Annotated in this window: 17 protein-coding genes and 1 riboswitch; of the genes, 10 read left to right on the top strand and 7 right to left on the bottom strand. The window is 71.3% G+C overall.

Annotated elements, in window-relative coordinates; translation table 11 throughout:
- Positions 1-112: 112 nt before the first annotated feature.
- Positions 113-1,219, top strand: coding sequence for a polyprenyl synthetase family protein (locus FB465_RS07850; protein WP_246192565.1), 1,107 nt, complete (start codon positions 113-115; stop codon positions 1,217-1,219).
- Positions 1,220-1,465: 246 nt separating this feature from the next.
- Here FB465_RS07850 and thiE read toward each other — a convergent pair whose 3' ends face one another.
- Genes thiE through FB465_RS07865 form a run of 3 tightly spaced genes read right to left on the bottom strand, consistent with a single transcriptional unit; the run spans position 1,466 to position 3,649 of the window.
- The gene (thiE, locus tag FB465_RS07855) at positions 1,466-2,110 is read right to left on the bottom strand and encodes a thiamine phosphate synthase (RefSeq protein ID WP_145788903.1); all 645 of its coding nucleotides are present in this window, start codon (positions 2,108-2,110) and stop codon (positions 1,466-1,468) included.
- Entirely contained in the window at positions 2,110-2,475 is a 366-nt protein-coding gene (locus FB465_RS07860; RefSeq protein WP_145788905.1) for an Rv2175c family DNA-binding protein, read from the bottom strand. The genes thiE and FB465_RS07860 overlap by 1 nt, the downstream gene beginning before the upstream one ends.
- Before the next feature lie 28 nt (positions 2,476-2,503).
- Positions 2,504-3,649 carry an NAD(P)/FAD-dependent oxidoreductase gene (locus FB465_RS07865; RefSeq protein ID WP_246193159.1) on the bottom strand — a complete coding sequence of 382 codons (1,146 nt, stop codon included), beginning with the start codon at positions 3,647-3,649 and terminating at the stop codon, positions 2,504-2,506.
- A 123-nt stretch (positions 3,650-3,772) separates the two neighbouring features.
- A riboswitch (TPP riboswitch) is annotated at positions 3,773-3,885 on the top strand.
- Here FB465_RS07865 and thiO point away from each other — a divergent pair.
- The 7 genes from thiO (at position 3,880) to FB465_RS07900 (ending at position 10,178) form a co-directional block, all read left to right on the top strand.
- Positions 3,880-5,031 (top strand): glycine oxidase ThiO, encoded by a 1,152-nt coding sequence (gene thiO, locus FB465_RS07870; RefSeq protein WP_246192566.1) that lies wholly within the window; start codon positions 3,880-3,882, stop codon positions 5,029-5,031. (Overlaps the previous riboswitch by 6 nt.)
- Positions 5,028-5,237, top strand: a complete 210-nt coding sequence (thiS, locus tag FB465_RS07875; RefSeq protein WP_145788909.1) for a sulfur carrier protein ThiS — start codon at positions 5,028-5,030, stop codon at positions 5,235-5,237. The genes thiO and thiS overlap by 4 nt, the downstream gene beginning before the upstream one ends.
- A gap of 5 nt (positions 5,238-5,242) precedes the next feature.
- Positions 5,243-6,040, top strand: a complete 798-nt coding sequence (locus FB465_RS07880) for a thiazole synthase (RefSeq protein ID WP_145788911.1) — start codon at positions 5,243-5,245, stop codon at positions 6,038-6,040.
- 286 nt (positions 6,041-6,326) lie between these two features.
- Complete coding sequence (gene pknB / locus FB465_RS07885) at positions 6,327-8,081, top strand: Stk1 family PASTA domain-containing Ser/Thr kinase (protein ID WP_145788913.1); 1,755 nt, start codon at positions 6,327-6,329, stop codon at positions 8,079-8,081.
- Between the two features lie 161 nt (positions 8,082-8,242).
- The gene (locus tag FB465_RS07890; protein WP_145788915.1) at positions 8,243-8,557 is read left to right on the top strand and encodes a hypothetical protein; all 315 of its coding nucleotides are present in this window, start codon (positions 8,243-8,245) and stop codon (positions 8,555-8,557) included.
- Positions 8,558-8,562: 5 nt separating this feature from the next.
- Positions 8,563-9,543, top strand: coding sequence for a WXG100 family type VII secretion target (locus FB465_RS07895; protein WP_246193163.1), 981 nt, complete (start codon positions 8,563-8,565; stop codon positions 9,541-9,543).
- Positions 9,540-10,178 (top strand): hypothetical protein, encoded by a 639-nt coding sequence (locus FB465_RS07900; protein ID WP_145788918.1) that lies wholly within the window; start codon positions 9,540-9,542, stop codon positions 10,176-10,178. The genes FB465_RS07895 and FB465_RS07900 overlap by 4 nt, the downstream gene beginning before the upstream one ends.
- Positions 10,179-10,190: 12 nt before the next feature.
- Here the strand turns inward: FB465_RS07900 and FB465_RS07905 are convergent, their stop codons facing one another.
- A complete protein-coding gene (locus tag FB465_RS07905) occupies positions 10,191-10,820 on the bottom strand; it encodes a sulfite oxidase-like oxidoreductase (RefSeq protein WP_145788921.1) in 630 nt (209 codons plus the stop codon).
- Positions 10,821-11,008: 188 nt separating this feature from the next.
- Here FB465_RS07905 and bfr point away from each other — a divergent pair, with 188 nt between their 5' ends.
- Positions 11,009-11,488 (top strand): bacterioferritin, encoded by a 480-nt coding sequence (gene bfr, locus FB465_RS07910; RefSeq protein WP_145788922.1) that lies wholly within the window; start codon positions 11,009-11,011, stop codon positions 11,486-11,488.
- A 32-nt stretch (positions 11,489-11,520) separates the two neighbouring features.
- Here bfr and FB465_RS07915 read toward each other — a convergent pair whose 3' ends face one another.
- On the bottom strand, positions 11,521-11,778 hold the full coding sequence (locus FB465_RS07915) for a (2Fe-2S)-binding protein (RefSeq protein WP_145788924.1): 258 nt from the start codon (positions 11,776-11,778) through the stop codon (positions 11,521-11,523).
- Between the two features lie 163 nt (positions 11,779-11,941).
- Positions 11,942-13,279: a class II 3-deoxy-7-phosphoheptulonate synthase gene (locus FB465_RS07920; protein WP_145788926.1), complete on the bottom strand. Its 1,338-nt coding sequence runs from the start codon at positions 13,277-13,279 to the stop codon at positions 11,942-11,944.
- Positions 13,280-13,589: 310 nt separating this feature from the next.
- Here FB465_RS07920 and FB465_RS07925 point away from each other — a divergent pair, with 310 nt between their 5' ends.
- Positions 13,590-15,527 (top strand): anthranilate synthase family protein, encoded by a 1,938-nt coding sequence (locus tag FB465_RS07925; RefSeq protein WP_145788928.1) that lies wholly within the window; start codon positions 13,590-13,592, stop codon positions 15,525-15,527.
- A 76-nt stretch (positions 15,528-15,603) separates the two neighbouring features.
- Here FB465_RS07925 and FB465_RS07930 read toward each other — a convergent pair whose 3' ends face one another.
- Positions 15,604-16,461: a hypothetical protein gene (locus FB465_RS07930; RefSeq protein WP_145788930.1), complete on the bottom strand. Its 858-nt coding sequence runs from the start codon at positions 16,459-16,461 to the stop codon at positions 15,604-15,606.
- Positions 16,462-16,519 lie beyond the last annotated feature (58 nt).

A 16,519-nucleotide genomic window follows, 5' to 3' on the forward strand; every position in this document is an offset into this window, starting at 1 on the left:
CGTGGTCCATCTGCTGAGACGTCGTCCCACGTTCGGGTGACAGGCGTCGTGCGGACGACGGCCTCGGCCCCCGTTAGGCTGATTGTCACCCCAGTGATCCGGAGTCCTACTCGTGTCCTCGTCCACCAGCCGGCCGGCCAGCCCGATCGATACGGAGGCCGTCCGCGAACGCGTCAACGCGGCCCTCGCGGAGTTCATGGACGGGCAGTCCACGCTGCTCGCCAAGATCTCCCCCCAGCTGGTGCCCGCCTCCGACGCGCTGCGGGAGTTCCTGCTGGACGGCGGCAAGCGGCTGCGCCCCGCCTTCTGCTACTGGGGCTGGCGCGGCGCGGGCGGGGCCGCCGACAGTACGGGCATCGCACACGCCGCCGCCGCGCTCGAGCTGCTGCAGGCCAGCGCTCTGGTGCACGACGACCTGATGGACCGCAGCGACACCCGGCGCGGCCTGCCCTCCGTGCACCGCCGCTTCGAGGCGCTGCACCGCGACAGCGGCTGGCGCGGCGACCGCGAGCAGTACGGCGCCTCGGCGGCCGTCCTCCTCGGAGACCTGCTGCTGATCTGGTGCGACGAGCTGTTCCTGCGCTCCGGCCTCCCCTCCGCGCGGGTGCTGGCGGCCAAGCCGGCCTTCGACCTGATGCGGACCGAGGTGATGGTCGGCCAGTACCTGGACGTCCTGGAACCGGTCGCCGGCGACTCCGCGGACGGGGGCGCGCTGGACCGCGCGCAGACCGTCCTGCACTACAAGTCGGCGAAGTACACGATCGAGCGCCCGCTGCAGGTCGGCGGACTGCTGGCCGGGGCCGGGCCCGAGCTGGTGGAGGCGTACTCGGCCTTCGGCCTGCCGCTCGGCGAGGCCTTCCAGCTCCGCGACGACCTGCTGGGCGTCTTCGGCGACCCTGCCGTCACCGGAAAGCCCGCCGGGGACGACCTGCGCGAGGGCAAGCGGACCCTGCTGGTCGCGCACGCGATGCGGGGGCTGTCGCCGGCCGACGCGCGGCACCTCGACGAGCGGCTGGGCGCACCCGACCTGACGGCGGAGGAGATTCCGGCCCTGCGTGCCCTGGTGGAGCGCAGCGGGGCGGCCGAGGTGGTCGAGCAGCGCATCGAGGAACTGATGCGCCAGTCCCTGGCAGCCCTCGACGCAGCCCCCCTCGCCGACGGCCCCGCCCGCTCAACCCTCCTCGCCCTCGCCGAAGCCGCCACCATCCGCAAGTACTGAGCGGGCATCCCCCGGACGTGCGCCGTACGAGAGCGGGCATCCCCCGGACGTGCGCCGTACGAGAGCGGGCATCCCCAGGGGCGCGGGGAACTGCGCGAAATCGGAAGGCCCCGAAGCCGCACCGTCCCTCGATGAGCAAGACGCACCCGCTCTGCAGATCCGAGGGCGGTGCAACTTCTTGCCGAAGGCGCCTGGCAGACCGGGGCCTTCCGATTCGCGCAGTTCCCCGCGCCCCTGGGGGTACCCCTACGCGGACCTGAGTCGGCGAGCCAGCTCCGCAGCCGCCGCGCCCGGGTCCTCCGCACCAGTGATCGCCCGCACCACGACCACCCGCCGGGCCCCGGCGGCGAGCACCTCGTCCAGGTTGCCCAGGTCGATGCCGCCGATCGCGAACCACGGCCGGTCGGTCACCGCCTTGGCCGCGTACGAGACCAGGCCGAGCCCCGGCGCGTAACGGCCGGGCTTGGTCGGGGTGGGCCAGACCGGGCCGGTGCAGAAGTAGTCCACGCCCGGCTCGGCGATCGCCGCGTCCACCTCGGACTCGGCGTGGCAGGAGCGCCCGAAGATCATCTCCTCGCCGAGGATCGCCCGCGCGGCCGGCACCGGCAGGTCGTCCTGCCCGAGGTGCAGCACCTGCGGCCGCGCGGCGTGCGCGACATCCGCACGGTCGTTGACCGAGAAGAGCTTGCCGTGCCGGCGGGCGGCGTCGGCGAAGACCTCCAGGTACTCGAGCTCCTGCTTGGCCTCCAGCCCCTTGTCGCGGAGCTGGACGATGTCCACGCCGCCTGCCAGCACGGCGTCCAGGAACTCGGGCAGGTCGCCCTGCTCGCGGCGGGCGTCGGTGCACAGGTAGAGCCGGGCGTCGGCCAGCTGCGCGCGGGCGTCCGCCATCAGATCAGCTCCGCCTGGGCCCGGCGCTTCACCTCGGTGCCGCGGTTCTCGACCAGCGCCTGGATCGGAGTGCCGGGCAGCGACGGCTGCTCGGTGAAGAGCCACTCCAGGATCTCCTCGTCGGTGAACTTGCAGTCCCGCAACAGGGTCAGCGTGCCGGAGAGGTGCTTCACCAGGCCGGGGCCGTCGATGAAGGCGGCCGGGACCTGCAGGGACTTGTTGGGGCCGCGCCGGACGGCGATCAGCTTCCCCGACCGCACCATGTCGCGGACTTCGGTGACGGGTACTCCCCACTGCTCGGAGATGTCGGGCAGGTACAGCCATGCCGGGACAAGGGCTTCAATCTTGGACTCGATCTCGCTCACGGCACCAGACTGCCACCTCGCGGCGCCTCTACGCGACAGTGGCCTTCAACTGCACCGACGGGTCGGCGGCCAACGCCCGGTCCAGCACCGCGCCGCGTTCGATCAGGCGACGGCCCTGGTTGAGGTCACGCGGGCGGTCGACCGTGAGCAGGCCGACCAGGCGGCCCTCGCGCAGCCAGAGCACCGTCCAGGACGCGTCGGCCGCCGAGCCGCGCCGGATCAGCTCCTCGGCCCCGGCGTGCCGTCCGGCGTACTGGACCATGCGGCCGAACTGCTCCGACCAGAAGTACGGCACCGGGTCGTACGGCTCCCCGGCGCCCAGGACGGCGGCCGCCGCCGCCCGGCCGGACTGCAGCGCGTGGTCCCAGTGCTGGACGGTCAGCCGGGTGCCGGAGCGGGCCGAGGGGTACGAGACGCAGTCGCCGGCCGCCCAGACGTCCGGGGCGCTGGTGCGCAGGTGCTCGTCGACCAGGATCGCGCCGGCCGCATCGAGCTCGACCGCGCTGCCGGCCAGCCAGCCGGTGGCCGGGCGGGCCCCGATACCGACCACCACCTCGTCGGCGGGCACCCGGGCACCGTCGGCGAGCAGCACCGCTCCCGGCTCCACGGCCGCCACCCCGACACCGCAGCGAAGCTCGACCCCGGCGGCCGCGTACCAGTCGGTCATCAGCGCGCCCAGTTCCGCGGGCAGGGCACCCGGCAGCGGGGTCGGACCGGCCTCGATCACCGTCACCTCGCAGCCCAGCTGCCGGGCCACGGTCGCCGTCTCGGCGCCGATCCAGCCGGCCCCGACCAGCGCGACCCGGGCGCTGGGCACCAGGCGGGCACGCAGGGCGAGCGCGTCGTCGACCGTCCGCAGCACCTGGGCACCGGCGGCCCCGGGCAGGGCGACGGCCTCGGCACCGGTGGCGATCACCAGTCCGCCGTACGGGAGTTCACCGGCGTCGGTGTGCAGCACGCCGGGCTCCAGGCCGGTGGCACGGCGGCCGGGCAGCAGCTCGATGCCGAGATGGTGCCAGTCGATGTCGAAGGCGGTGGTGTCGCTCTTGCCGAGCAGCACGTCCTTGGAGAGCGGCGGCCGGTCGTACGGCAGGTGCGGCTCCTCGCCGACCAGGGTGATCCGCCCCTGCCAGCCCCCCTGCCGCAGCGTGAGCGCGCACTGCGCGCCCGCCATCCCGGCGCCTACGACGACCACCCGATCCACGATGTTCAGCTCAGCCACGCCGCCACCCTATCGAGGGGTGTCCACGCCTCGTACGCGCCTTCGGCCATCGCGACACCCGGCGTTATGGTGGGTGCACCTCATCACGGGAGCCCGGCGCACCGGGCTGAGAGGCGGGCTTACGCGGCCTGCGACCGTCCGAACCTGATCCGGGTCATACCGGCGAAGGGAGAATCCAGACTGTGGCACGCACCGGCACAGACGTTCTCGTGATCGGCGGCGGCATCATCGGCCTAGGCCTCGCCTGGCGCGCCGCCCAGCGCGGACTGGCGGTCACCGTGGTCGACCCGGCGCCCGGCGGCGGCGCCGCCCAGGTCGCGGCGGGCATGCTCGCCCCCGTCACCGAGCTCCAGTACGGCGAGGAACCGCTGCTGCGGCTCGGCATGGCCTCCAACGAGCGGTACGCGGCGTTCGCCGCCGAGCTGACCGAGGCCAGCGGCCTCGACACCGGCTACCGGCAGACCGGCACGCTCGCCGTCGCCCTGGACTCCGACGACCGCGAGGAACTGCGCGAACTGCACCGGTTCCACCAGCGGCTCGGCCTCGCATCGCAGTGGCTGACCGGCCGCGAGTGCCGCAAGCTCGAGCCGATGCTGGCGCCCGGGGTCCGCGGCGGCCTGCACGTGAGCGACGACCACCAGGTGGACGGGCGGCGGCTGTGCAGGGCGCTGGTCGAGGCCTGCACCCGGGCCGGCGTCGGGTTCCACCGGACCTCCGCCGCCGAGCTGCTGCTCACCGACGGCCGCGCGAGCGGCGTCCGCCTCGAGGACGGCGGACAGCTGACCGCCGATCAGATCGTGCTCGCCGCAGGCCCGCACAGCCACCTGCTCCCCGGCCTGCCCGAGGGCGTGCTGCCCGCCATCCGGCCGGTCAAGGGCCAGATCCTGCGGCTGCGCATCCCGGCCTCGTACGCGCCGTTCCTCTCCCGCAACGTCCGGGCCGTGGTGCGCGGACAGCACATCTACCTGGTGCCGCGCGCCGACGGCGAGCTGGTGATCGGCGCGACCAGCGAGGAGCAGGGCTACGACACCACGGTGACCGCCGGAGGCGTCTACGAGCTGCTGCGCGACGCCCACGAGCTGGTCCCCGGGCTCACCGAACTGCCGCTCGTCGAGACCAGCGCCGGGCTGCGGCCCGGCTCTCCGGACAACGCCCCGCTGCTCGGCCCCACCGCCCTGCCCGGCCTGGTGGCAGCCACCGGCCACTACCGCAACGGCGTCCTCCTCACCCCGGTGACGGCGGACCTGCTCGCCGAGTACCTGACCACCGGCGTGACACCCGAACTCGCCGCCCCCTTCTCCCCCAGCCGCTTCAGCTCGAAGGTCGCCGCATGAACGACATCCCGCTCACCGTCAACGGCGAACCCCGCGAGGTGCCGCCCGCGACCACGCTCGCCGAGGTGGTGGCCGAGCTGAGCGCCTCGCCGACCGGCGTGGCCGCCGCGCTCAACGAGACCGTCGTGCCGCGCAGCGCCTGGCCGGCGACCGGGCTCAGCGCGGGCGACCGCATCGAGATCCTCACCGCCGTCCAGGGAGGCTGAGCACCGTGGCGGACGACGTTCTCACCATCGCCGGCACCACCTTCGGCTCCCGCCTGATCATGGGCACCGGCGGCGCGCCGAGCCTGGAGATCCTGGAGCAGGCCCTGCGGGTCTCCGGCACCGAGCTGACCACCGTCGCGATGCGACGGGTCGACCCGGGCACCCAGGGGTCCGTCCTGGACGTGCTCACCCGCAACGGCATCCGGATCCTGCCGAACACCGCCGGCTGCTTCACCGCCGGCGAGGCCGTCCTGACGGCCCGGCTCGCCCGCGAGGCGCTCGGCACCGACTGGGTGAAGCTGGAGGTCATCGCGGACGAGCGGACCCTGCTGCCGGACCCCATCGAGCTGCTGGACGCCGCCGAGACGCTGGTCGACGACGGCTTCACGGTGCTGCCGTACACCAACGACGACCCGGTGCTGGCGCGGAAGCTGGAGGACGTCGGCTGCGCGGCGATCATGCCGCTGGGCTCGCCGATCGGCTCGGGCCTCGGCATCCGCAACCCGCACAACTTCCAGCTGATCGTCGAGAGTGCGGGTGTCCCGGTTGTCCTGGACGCGGGTGCGGGCACCGCGTCCGACGTGGCGCTCGCCATGGAGCTGGGCTGCTCGGCGGTCATGCTGGCCTCCGCCGTGACGCGGGCCCAGGACCCGGTGCTGATGGCCGACGCGATGCGGCGCGCCACCGAGGCCGGCCGCCTCGCCTACCGGGCCGGCCGCATCCCCCGCCGCTTCCACGCCGAAGCCTCCTCCGCAATGGCCGGCCGCGCCGACCTCGACCACCGCGAACGCCCCGCCTTCTGACCTCTCGCAACCGGCGAGCCCAGACTGGGGCCGCATCCGAACGCAGTCGGCGAGCCAGACAGGGGCCGCATCCGAACGCAGTCGGCGAGCCCAGACAGGGGCGCGGGGAACTGCGCTAAACCGGAAGGCAACGACGCAGCCGACGGCAACGGCGGACAGTGCAACCTGCTCCCCCGAGAACAGTGCCGCATCGGGACCTTCCGTTTCGCGCAGTTCCCTGCGCCCCTAAAGGCCGGCCCGTTGCCCGGCAGGTTCTTGGGGCGCCGCGCCGCACTACACTCCTCGCGTGGACAGAACGCTGCACGATCCGCTGATCGGGACCTTGCTGGACGGCCGGTACCGGGTCGACGAGCGCGTGGCGGCAGGCGGTATGTCCACGGTCTACCGGGGTACCGACACCAGGCTCGACCGGGTGGTCGCGCTGAAGGTGATGCACCCCTCGCTGGTCGACGACGCCGAGTTCTCCGCCCGTTTCATCCGGGAGGCCAAAGCCGTCGCCCGGCTCGCCCACCCGAATGTGGTCAACGTCTTCGACCAGGGCGCCGACGGCCGGACGGTCTTCCTGGCCATGGAGTACGTGCCCGGCCGCACCCTGCGCGACGTCCTGAGGGACCGCGGAGCGCTCAGCGTCCGCGCCGCCCTGGACATCCTGGAGCCGGTGCTGGCCGCCCTCGGCGCCGCCCACCGAGCCGGCCTCGTCCACCGGGACGTGAAGCCGGAGAACGTACTGATCACCGACGGCGGCCTGGTCAAGGTCGCCGACTTCGGCCTGGTCCGGCTGCTCTCCGGTACGGACGGCTCGGTCACCAGCACCACCTCGGCCGGCACCGTGCTCGGCACGGTGTCCTACCTGGCCCCCGAGCAGGTCCAGCCCGGTACGCCGACCGACCAGCGGGTGGACGTGTACGCCTCGGGCATCCTGCTGTACGAGATGCTGACCGGCGCCAAGCCGCACACCGGGGACAACCCGATGCAGGTGATCTACCGTCACCTGCACGAGGACGTCCCGCCGCCCTCGCGGGTCGCCCCGAGCGTCGGGCCCGAACTGGACGCGATAGTCGCCGCCGCGACCGCCCGTGACCCGCAGGCCCGCCCGTACGACGCCGTCGAGCTGCTGGCCGCCCTGCAGCGGGCCCGGCGCGGCCTGACGCCCGCTCAACTGGACGCCGAGCCGCCCGCCTCCTCCCGCCCCACCCCGCAGTACCCGACCGGCGAGCTGACCTCCGTCCTGGACCGGCCGGTGAACCCGCAGGCCGAGCAGCCGGTGGAGCGGACCAGCGTGCTGGACGTCCCGACGCTGATGCTCGCCCGGCCGCGCCCGTACGACGAGCCGACCCCCGTACGGGCCGAGCGGCCGCGCCGCTCGCGCAAGCCGCTGATCTGGGTCTCCGTGATCGCCGCAGTGCTGCTCCTGGTCGGCGGGGCCAGCTACTTCCTGTCCGGTGCGCTGTACACGACGATGCCGAGCGTGCTCGGGCAGACCCAGGCGCAGGCGGTGGCGACGCTGGAGACCGCCGGGCTGCAGGGCGCGTTCACCCAGCAGTTCAGCGAGACCGTGCCCTCGGGTCAGGTGATGTCGACCGATCCGGGCGTCGGGCAGCGGGTCCGCAAGAGCGATCCGGTGAAGGTCACCCTCTCCAAGGGCCCGGAGCGGGTCGCCGTGCCCGGCGTCGTCGGGAAGCCGCTCGCCCAGGCCAGGCAGGCGCTCACCGATGGCCGCCTGACGCCGGGTACGACCACCGAGGAGTTCAGCGACACCGTGCCCGAGGGCTCGGTGGTCAGCGCCGATCCGGCTGTCGGCCGGCAGCTCGCGGTGAACACTCCGGTGGCCCTTGTGGTCAGCAAGGGCATGGTCCCGGTGCCGAGCGTGGTGGGTCTGACGAAGGACGAGGCCACCAAGGCGCTGACCGACGCGGGCTTCAAGACCCAGAGCAACGGGCTCAACCTGTTCGGCACCGGCAAGGTGGTCAGCCAGACGCCGACGGCGGGTCAGCGACGCCCGCAGGACACCGTCGTGGTGATCAACTTCGGCCTGTTCTGAGCCCGTTGGCCCCTGCCGCGGCCGGTTCGGTAAAGAACGAACCATATCCGCGTAAGACCTTTGCGCAGGCCCGGCCGACGGGCCCTCAACCCGGCTGTTCCGCCGATTCGGTGCGGTAGCTTGACGCCGACCGAACGCGAGGCCACGACGGGGAGCAGAGCATGCAGGACGGGTACCGGGTCCATCCGGAGGCGCTCGACAGATACGCCGCACAGTTGGAACAGGCGTCGGAGCGCGTCCTGCAGATCATGAGCTCCCTGGGCTCGATCGAGATCCCGTCCAACGCCTTCGGACTGCTCCCGGACGCGCACGGGCTGTACACCTCCTACCAGGAGCACCACGACGCGGACCTGCAGAACTGCTCCGACCTGTCGCAGCTGCTGATGGACACCGCCGAAGGGCTCTCCGGCACCGCCGAGGGCTACCGGAACATCGACTTCGACGTGGTTCGCACGATGGAGGTCATCCCCGCGTGAGCACCATGCAGAGCTGGGGCACCTCCGATGCCTACAGCTGGGCCCGGCAGCACAACCGGCAGGAGTTCCCCGCTGTCCCGGAGGCCAAGAGCCCCGACCGCAGCGGTATCAGCGGCGCCCTGGACGAGGCCGTCGAGTGGACGCTGGAGAAGACCGGTGTCCTGACCTGGCTCGAAAAGGTCACCGGCGCACCGGAGTTGCTCACCGAGGCGGCCAAGGCGTGGCACGACCGGGCCGTCGACATGCAGCAGGTCGCCGATGACCTGCGGACCGGCGCCACCCAGCTCTCCGAGGACTGGCAGGGCCAGGCCTCGGACTCCTTCGCCAGGCACACCGGCGAGATCGTCACGGCCGTCGACGCCACCGCCGAGGACATGAGCCAGACGGCCCAGATCCTCGGCCAGGCGGCGAAGGAGTGCGAGCTCGCCGAGGAGACGGTGATCCACCTGATCTCCGAGCTGATCGAAATGCTGATCGCTCAGCTGGCGACCAGCTTCATCCTCGACCTGGTGACATTCGGCATGGCGACCGTCGTCGACGCTCTGGTGAGTGGGGCCGAGGTTGCGGTTTATATCGAGCGAATCGGGGTGGTCTCCGAGAGGCTCGCTACTGTACTCAAGGACCTGATGAAGGCGATCAAGGAACTCAAGGAGGCCCAGCGAGCCGGCAAGCCGATCAAGGAGATCCTCCAGCAGGCCCGGAAGGTTCGCAGCGCGGCCGCTGACGTCCGAAAGACCGCCAAGGCGCTGAGCGGCAAGGAGGGCAAGGAGGAGGGCCTTAGCCTGCTGCAGCGGCAGGCACTGAAGCTGCCGCAGAAGGCCGTCGAGCACGGCCTCAAGGAGGTCGGCCTCGACAGGAAGTGGAAGGGTCCGCTCAAGGACTACGCCATGGACGAAACCGGGCGACGCTCGCTGCTGGACAACGGCGACGAGGCACCCCCGGCATACCATGTCGACCGCAGCCGGATCGAGGAGGCCTTCGGGTGAGCACGTACCAGCCGACCACCGTCGGCCCCACCTGGCTCCACCCGGTGGTGACACCGCATCTGCGCCAGGGCGAGGTCTTGCTCGGCGCGGTCCAGTGCGGGATCGACGACCTGCTCCCGCTGAAGGTCCCCCGGGCCTACCGGTGGAAGAAGCCGAAGCGGTCGGCCGACGTCGAGAGTTGGTTCGGCGCGCTGTTCAACACGATCTTCCCCGAGTGGATGAATCCGTTCACCGTCAGCTGGCGCGGGCCAGCCCTTGGGCGGAGAAGCTACCGGGCGATCCGCCGACCGTTCCACGGTGGCTCGTGGTCGGGAGGCTGGCAGAGCACGGCCGGGCAGCTTCTCTGCGCCGTGCGCAATGCGGCAGCGCCGAAGATCCTCTGGGACAAGGATGATGTGACCCTTGTCCTGACCAGCCACCGGCTCCTGCTGCTCAGCAGCGAGTCGCGCGCCGGGCAGCCCCAGGCCGAGCACCTGCTGGCCGAGCTCCCCCGCGGTGCGTACGTCCGCCGCCGCGAGCCGCATCCGGCGCGTCAGGCGTACCGGCTGGACCTCGCCTTCGGCGACGGCTCCTGGCTGGCCTTCCGGATGGGCGAGACCGAGACGGTCCCGGCCGTCGCAGCACTGCTGGACTGAGCAGGGGCGCCGCTACCGCAACGGCCCGTCGCCGGGCTCCTCCTGGTACGAGTAACGCTGCTCGGACCAGGGGTCGGCGCGGTTGTGGTAGCCGCGTTCCTCCCAGAAACCCCGCCGGTCGGCGCGCATGTACTCGACTGCGCGCACCCACTTGGGGCCCTTCCAGGCGTACAGCTGCGGGACCACCAGCCGGACGGGGAAGCCGTGCTCGACGGTGAGCGGCTCGCCGTTGCGGTGGGTGGCGAAGACCGTGCGCGGGTCCGCGAAGTCGGCGAGGCGCAGGTTGGAGCTGTAGCCGTACTCGGCCCAGACCATCACATGGGTGACGTCGTCGGCCGGCGGCACCAGGTCGAGGATGGTGGAGGCCGACACGCCGCTCCACTCGCTGCCGAGCATGGAGAAGCGGGTGACACAGTGAAGGTCACCTCGCACGGTGACCCGCGGCAGGGCGTTGAAGCCCTCGAAGTCCCAGCTGTGCTTGTCGGCCGAGGCGGTGGCCCCGAAAACCTGGAAGTCCCACGTCAGCGGCTTGAAGCGCGGGACGGGGCCGTAGTGCAGCACCGGCCAGCCGCGCTGCAGGCGCTGCCCGGGAGGGAGCCTCGGGTCAGACGACTGAAGCGGTTCTTGTTCGGACTGACCCATGGCTCCATGGTGACAGACCGCGGGCACTCCGCCGCGCGCACCCCTACCGGGCCCCAATTTCCGGCAAATCGGATATTCCGACGCATCTATCACTAAGTGTGAACTTACTGGAATTTACGCCCTGGACAGTGCCACCATGCGGTCAGCCGTGGTTCCGCGCGTGACGTCTGAAGCAGGAAGGCACCGCCATGAAGGGCGACCCCGAGGTCATCGAGTTCCTCAACGAGCAGCTCACCGCCGAGCTGACCGCGATCAACCAGTACTTCCTGCACGCCAAGATGCAGGAGAACTTCGGCTGGACGAAGCTCGCGAAGTACACCCGGCACGAGTCGTTCGACGAGATGAAGCACGCCGAGGTGCTCACCGACCGGATCCTCTTCCTCGACGGGCTGCCCAACTACCAGCGGCTCTTCCACGTCCGGATCGGTCAGACGGTCAAGGAGATGTTCGAGGCGGACCGCCAGGTCGAGGTGGAGGCCATCGACCGGCTGCGGCGCGGGATCGTGGTGATGCGGGCCAAGAACGACGTCACCTCGGCCAACATCTTCGAGGACATCCTGGCGGACGAGGAGCACCACATCGACTACCTCGACACCCAGCTCGAGCTGCTCGAGAAGCTCGGTGAGGCGCTCTACCTGGCCCAGCTGATCGAGCAGCCGGAGTCCTGAGCCGCGGGATCCCCGAGCGGGAGCGCTGCCCCTCAGGCGGCGCGCAGCGGCCGGACGGCCTCGACCAGGCCGGTCTCCGGCTCAGCCAGCCCGAGCTTGGCGGCCAGCCGCGCTGTCGGGCACGGGCGGGCACCGTGCTCACCCAGCAGGGCCTGGATGCGTCGCACGCAGGAGCCGCAGTCGGTGCCGGCCTTGCAGCCCTTGGCTATCCGGCGCGGGGTGTCGGCGCCGTTCTCGATCTGCTTCTTGACCTGGTCCTCGGTGACCGCATGGCACATGCACACGTACATCGCGGTCTCTCCCAACGGTCAGGCTCACAGATAGAGCCAAGGCTTCCCTTAGCTCGCTAAGCCTTACCTTACCCAAGCATCCGGGCATGACAAAGCCCCTCCGACCTCGGGAATCCCGAGACCGAAGGGGCCTTCATCACATTGCGATCAACGCAGCCAAGGACTAGTGCCCGCGGTACATCTCCGCCACCAGGAACGCGAGGTCCAGCGACTGGCTGCGGTTGAGCCGCGGGTCGCAGGCCGTCTCGTACCGCTGGTGCAGGTCGTCGACCAGCACCTCGTCGCCGCCGCCGACGCACTCGGTGACGTCGTCGCCGGTCAGCTCCACGTGGATGCCGCCCGGGTGGGTGCCGAGCGCGCGGTGCACCTCGAAGAAGCCCTTGACCTCGTCGAGCACGTCGTCGAAGCGGCGGGTCTTGTGGCCGGTCTCGGCCTCGAAGGTGTTGCCGTGCATCGGGTCGCAGATCCACACCGGCTGGGCGCCGGAGGCGGTGACCTTCTCCACCAGGGTGGGCAGGTGATCGCGGATCTTGCCCGCGCCCATCCGGGTGATGAAGGTGAGCCGGCCGGGCTCGCGCTCGGGGTCGAGCCGCTCGATCAGGGTGAGCGCCTCCTCGACCGTGGTGGTCGGGCCGAGCTTCACACCGATCGGGTTGCGGATCTTGGACGCGAACTCGATGTGCGCGCCGTCCAGCTGGCGGGTGCGCTCACCGATCCAGACCATGTGGCCGGACACGTCGTACAGGTCGCCCGTCCGCGAGTCCACGCGGGTCAGCGCGGTCTCGTAGTCGAGTACCAGCGCCTCGTGCGAGGAGTAGAACTCGACGGTCTTGAACTCCTCGGGAGCGACCCCGCAGGCCTGCATGAAGGCCAGCGCGTTGTCGATCTCCCGGGCGAGCTTCTCGTAGCGCTGCCCGGAGGGCGAGTTGCGCACGAAGTCCTGGTTCCAGGCGTGCACCTGGCGCAGGTCCGCGTAACCACCGGTGGTGAAGGCACGCACCAGGTTGAGCGTCGCGGCGGAGGCGTTGTACATCCGCTTCAGGCGCTCCGGGTCCGGGATGCGGGCCTCGGCGGTGAACTCGAAGCCGTTCACCGAGTCGCCGCGGTAGGTCGGCAGGGTGACGCCGTCGCGGGTCTCGGTCGGCTTGGAGCGGGGCTTGGAGTACTGGCCGGCGATCCGGCCGACCTTGACCACTGGGACGGAGGCGGCGTACGTCAGCACGGCCGCCATCTGAAGCAGGGTCTTGAGCTTGTTGCGGATCTGCTCGGCCGACACGCCGTCGAAGGCCTCGGCGCAGTCACCGCCCTGCAGCAGGAAGGCCTCACCACGCGCAACGGCACCGAGCCGGGCGCGCAGCTGGTCGCACTCGCCGGCGAAGACGAGGGGCGGATACGAGGCGAGGTCCGCAAGGGACTTGCGCAGCGCCTCAGGATCCGGCCATTCAGGCTGCTGCGCCGCGGGCAGGGACTGCCAGGTGTGGTGGGGATTTGTCACGGTCACAGGGTCAAGGCTACGGGTTGTGACAACCGAATTGTGACCACTGCCCGATGGGTGAGACACAGTTCGGACATTCGCGTGATCTGCTTCACCCCGAATTCGGATCGGCTACTCTCAGAGCCATGAACGCGCCCCACACCTACTCCTGGTGGTGGACCATCCCCGAGGTGGCCCACCGATAGCGCGTCTCCAGACGAGCACGACGGCCGCCCCTCGGGGCGGCCGTCGGCGTATAACCGCCTGATGGCCCTCCGGGAAACGATGCGGACCGGTACCGCACCAGCGACGACTCCCCGGAAGGAACCATCCTCTCGTGACCGACCTCACCGCTCTGCTCGCCCGCCTCACCGCCCCGGGTGCCCCGGCCTTCGCCCTGCTGCACCGCCGCGCGCCGCGGCTGGCCCTCGACACCGTCGAGGTCCTGCTCGGCACGGTCGGCTCGTACGAGACGCTGGCCGAGCTGCCGGTCCGGGCCGGGCTGCCGGCGGGCGGTCCGCGCCACGACCTGCTCGCGCTCGTCCCGTACCGGCAGATCCGCGAGCGCGGCTTCGACGCGCACGACGACGGCACCCCGCTGCAGGCTCTGTCGGTGGACGAGCAGTACGCCTTCCCGCTGGCCTCGGCCCTCGAAACGCTGCCGCAGCTGCCGGTCTCGCTGTCCAACGGCTCCTTCGACATCGACGACGCGGAGTACGCGGAGATCGTCCGCCGGGTGATCCAGGACGAGATCGGGCGCGGCGAGGGCGCCAACTTCGTGATCCGGCGGGACTTCAGCGCCCAGCTGGACGGGTTCACCCCCGCCCTGGCCCTGAGCCTCTTCCGCCGCCTGCTGGAGCAGGAGCGCGGCGCGTACTGGACCTTCCTCGTCCACACCGGGGAGCGGATCCTGGTCGGCGCCTCCCCCGAGGTCCACGTCCGGCAGAGCGGCGGCACGGTGGTGATGAACCCGATCTCGGGCACCTACCGCTATCCCTCCGGCGGCCCGACCATCGACTCCCTGCTGGAGTTCCTGCACGACCCCAAGGAGCTCGAGGAGCTCACCATGGTGGTCGACGAGGAGCTCAAGATGATGTGCACCGTCGGCGACCTCGGCGGCCAGGTCCTGGGCCCTCGCCTGAAGGAGATGGCGCACCTCGCGCACACCGAGTACGAGCTGCGCGGCCGTACCTCGCTGGACGTCCGGGAGGTGCTCAAGGAGACGATGTTCGCCGCCACCGTCACCGGCAGCCCGGTGCAGAACGCCACCCGCGTGATCAAGCGGTACGAGCGCTCGGGCCGCGGCTACTACTCCGGCGCGCTGGCGCTCATCGGCCGCTCGGCCAGCGGCGGGCAGCTGCTGGACTCGCCGATCTGCATCCGGACCGCCGACATCGACCCGGCCGACGGCCGGCTGGTGGTCCGGGTCGGCGCCACGCTGGTCCGCCACTCCGACCCGGAGTCCGAGGTCGCCGAGACGCACGCCAAGGCGGCCGGGGTGCTCACCGCGATCGGCGCCCGCCCGGCGCCGGCGAAGCCGTCCGGCCGTTCGGGCGGACCCCGGCTGGCCGACGACCACCGGGTGCAGGCCGCGCTCGACGCCCGGCGCACCAACCTCGCGCCGTTCTGGCTGCGGATGCAGCAGGCGGCCCCGGCCGCCGCGGGGCTGGACACCCTGGTGGTGGACGGCGAGGACACCTTCACCTCGATGCTGGCCCACCTGCTGACCTCGCTCGGCCACCACGTCACCGTGCTCCGGTACGACACCCCCGGGCTGCGGGCGCGCGTGGCCGCCCACCCGGGTCCGCTGGTGCTCGGCCCCGGCCCTGGCGACCCGGCCGACCTCGCCGACGCCAAGATGGCGCTGCTGCGCCCGATCGTCACCGACTCCCTCGCCGCCGTCCGCGCCGGGACGCGGACCGCGCCGCTGCTGGCGGTCTGCCTGAGCCACCAGCTGCTCTCGGCCGAGCTCGGGCTGCCGCTGGCGCGCAAGGCCGTGCCGTACCAGGGCGCGCAGGAGAGCGTCGACCTGTTCGGCACCCGCCGCACGGTCGGCTTCTACAACACCTTCACCGCCCGCTGCACCGACGCCGAGGCCGTTCGGCTGGCGGCGGAGGGCATCGAGGTCTCCCGGGATGCCGTCACCGGCGATGTCCACGCCCTGCGCGGGCCGGGCTTCGCCGGCCTGCAGTTCCACCCGGAGTCGGTGCTGACCCGCGAGGGTGTGGACATCGTCGCCGGGCTGCTGCGGGACGCGAGCGCCGTCCGCAGCTGACGGCCGGTCGGGTGCCCGTTACTCGCCCCTGAGCCGAAGGGCGCGGAGCGGGACATTCCGCCCCGCGCACCCGGGATCAGGACTTGGTCTCGACGTAGTACGCGCGGTTCTGCTGGGCGACGACGGGCGACTGGTAGACCCAGATGCCCGCGGCCTTGGCGGTGCCGATCAGCTCGGTGAGCGTCTTGCCGACGTCCGAGTCCTTGGCGGACACCGTCAGCTTCACCCTGCCCGAGGTGGCGTCGGTGAGGGTGTAGCCCTGGTAGGGCTGGGAGACGTTGAGCGGCGCGGCGACGGGCTTCTTGTCCTTGACGCCGTACTCGGTGAACGGCGCGATGCTGACCGGGGCGGGGGCCAGCGTCGACAGGTCGGCCTCGAAGGAGAAGAGCGGCTCCTTCGGGCTCTTCGGCTCCACCCGCTGCTTGTCGCTGCTGAGGATCGCGTTGTTGCAGGCGATCTTCCACAGCTGCGCGGGCTTGGCGTTCGGCGTGGGCATGGTGACGTCGAAGACCGCGGGGATCTTCGGCTCGCCGAACAGCTTCTTGCCCGCCTCGATGGCGAGCGCCGAGTCGCAGACCACGTGGATGCGGCTGTTGCCGATCAGCTTGGTCTGGTCCTCGCCCTGGGCGAACTGCTCGTAGGTGAGGGTGGGGACGTGGGAGGAGTTCGCCGTCGGGTGGGCGATGATGTTGACCTCGATCTCCTGGATCACGCTCCCCCCGTTCTCGAACTGCGCGAAGTACATCTGGTAGTTGAGCGAGACGCAGGCCTTCCCGCCGAAGAGCGTCGGCTCCAGGCTGGTGCCCCGCAGCCGCTCGGTCGGGTTCTTCGGGTCGACCAGGAAGTCGATGCCGATGTTGTGGAAGGCGCCGTAGTGGAACGGCAGCCGGAACGGGGCCGGGACGGGCGGCAGGGACTTGCCGTTGTTGGTCATGCGGGGGCTCCTCGGGTGTTCTCGGGTGGGTGGTTCTCTCGGGAGGGCCGGCCGGCCC

Origin of the sequence: Kitasatospora atroaurantiaca, assembly GCF_007828955.1 — a bacterium.
Taxonomy (GTDB): Bacteria; Actinomycetota; Actinomycetes; order Streptomycetales; family Streptomycetaceae; genus Kitasatospora; species Kitasatospora atroaurantiaca.

Coding starts and splice junctions, on each gene's coding strand:
- thiE (WP_145788903.1), bottom strand. CDS start 2,110: ATGGCGGACGCCCGCGCGCAGCTGGCCGACGCCCGGCTCTACCTGTGC.
- FB465_RS07865 (WP_246193159.1), bottom strand. CDS start 3,649: ATGGCGGGCGCGCAGTGCGCGCTCACGCTGCGGCAGGGGGGCTGGCAG.
- thiS (WP_145788909.1), top strand. CDS start 5,028: ATGAACGACATCCCGCTCACCGTCAACGGCGAACCCCGCGAGGTGCCG.
- FB465_RS07890 (WP_145788915.1), top strand. CDS start 8,243: ATGCAGGACGGGTACCGGGTCCATCCGGAGGCGCTCGACAGATACGCC.
- FB465_RS07895 (WP_246193163.1), top strand. CDS start 8,563: ATGCAGAGCTGGGGCACCTCCGATGCCTACAGCTGGGCCCGGCAGCAC.
- FB465_RS07905 (WP_145788921.1), bottom strand. CDS start 10,820: ATGGGTCAGTCCGAACAAGAACCGCTTCAGTCGTCTGACCCGAGGCTC.
- bfr (WP_145788922.1), top strand. CDS start 11,009: ATGAAGGGCGACCCCGAGGTCATCGAGTTCCTCAACGAGCAGCTCACC.
- FB465_RS07915 (WP_145788924.1), bottom strand. CDS start 11,778: ATGTACGTGTGCATGTGCCATGCGGTCACCGAGGACCAGGTCAAGAAG.
- FB465_RS07930 (WP_145788930.1), bottom strand. CDS start 16,461: ATGACCAACAACGGCAAGTCCCTGCCGCCCGTCCCGGCCCCGTTCCGG.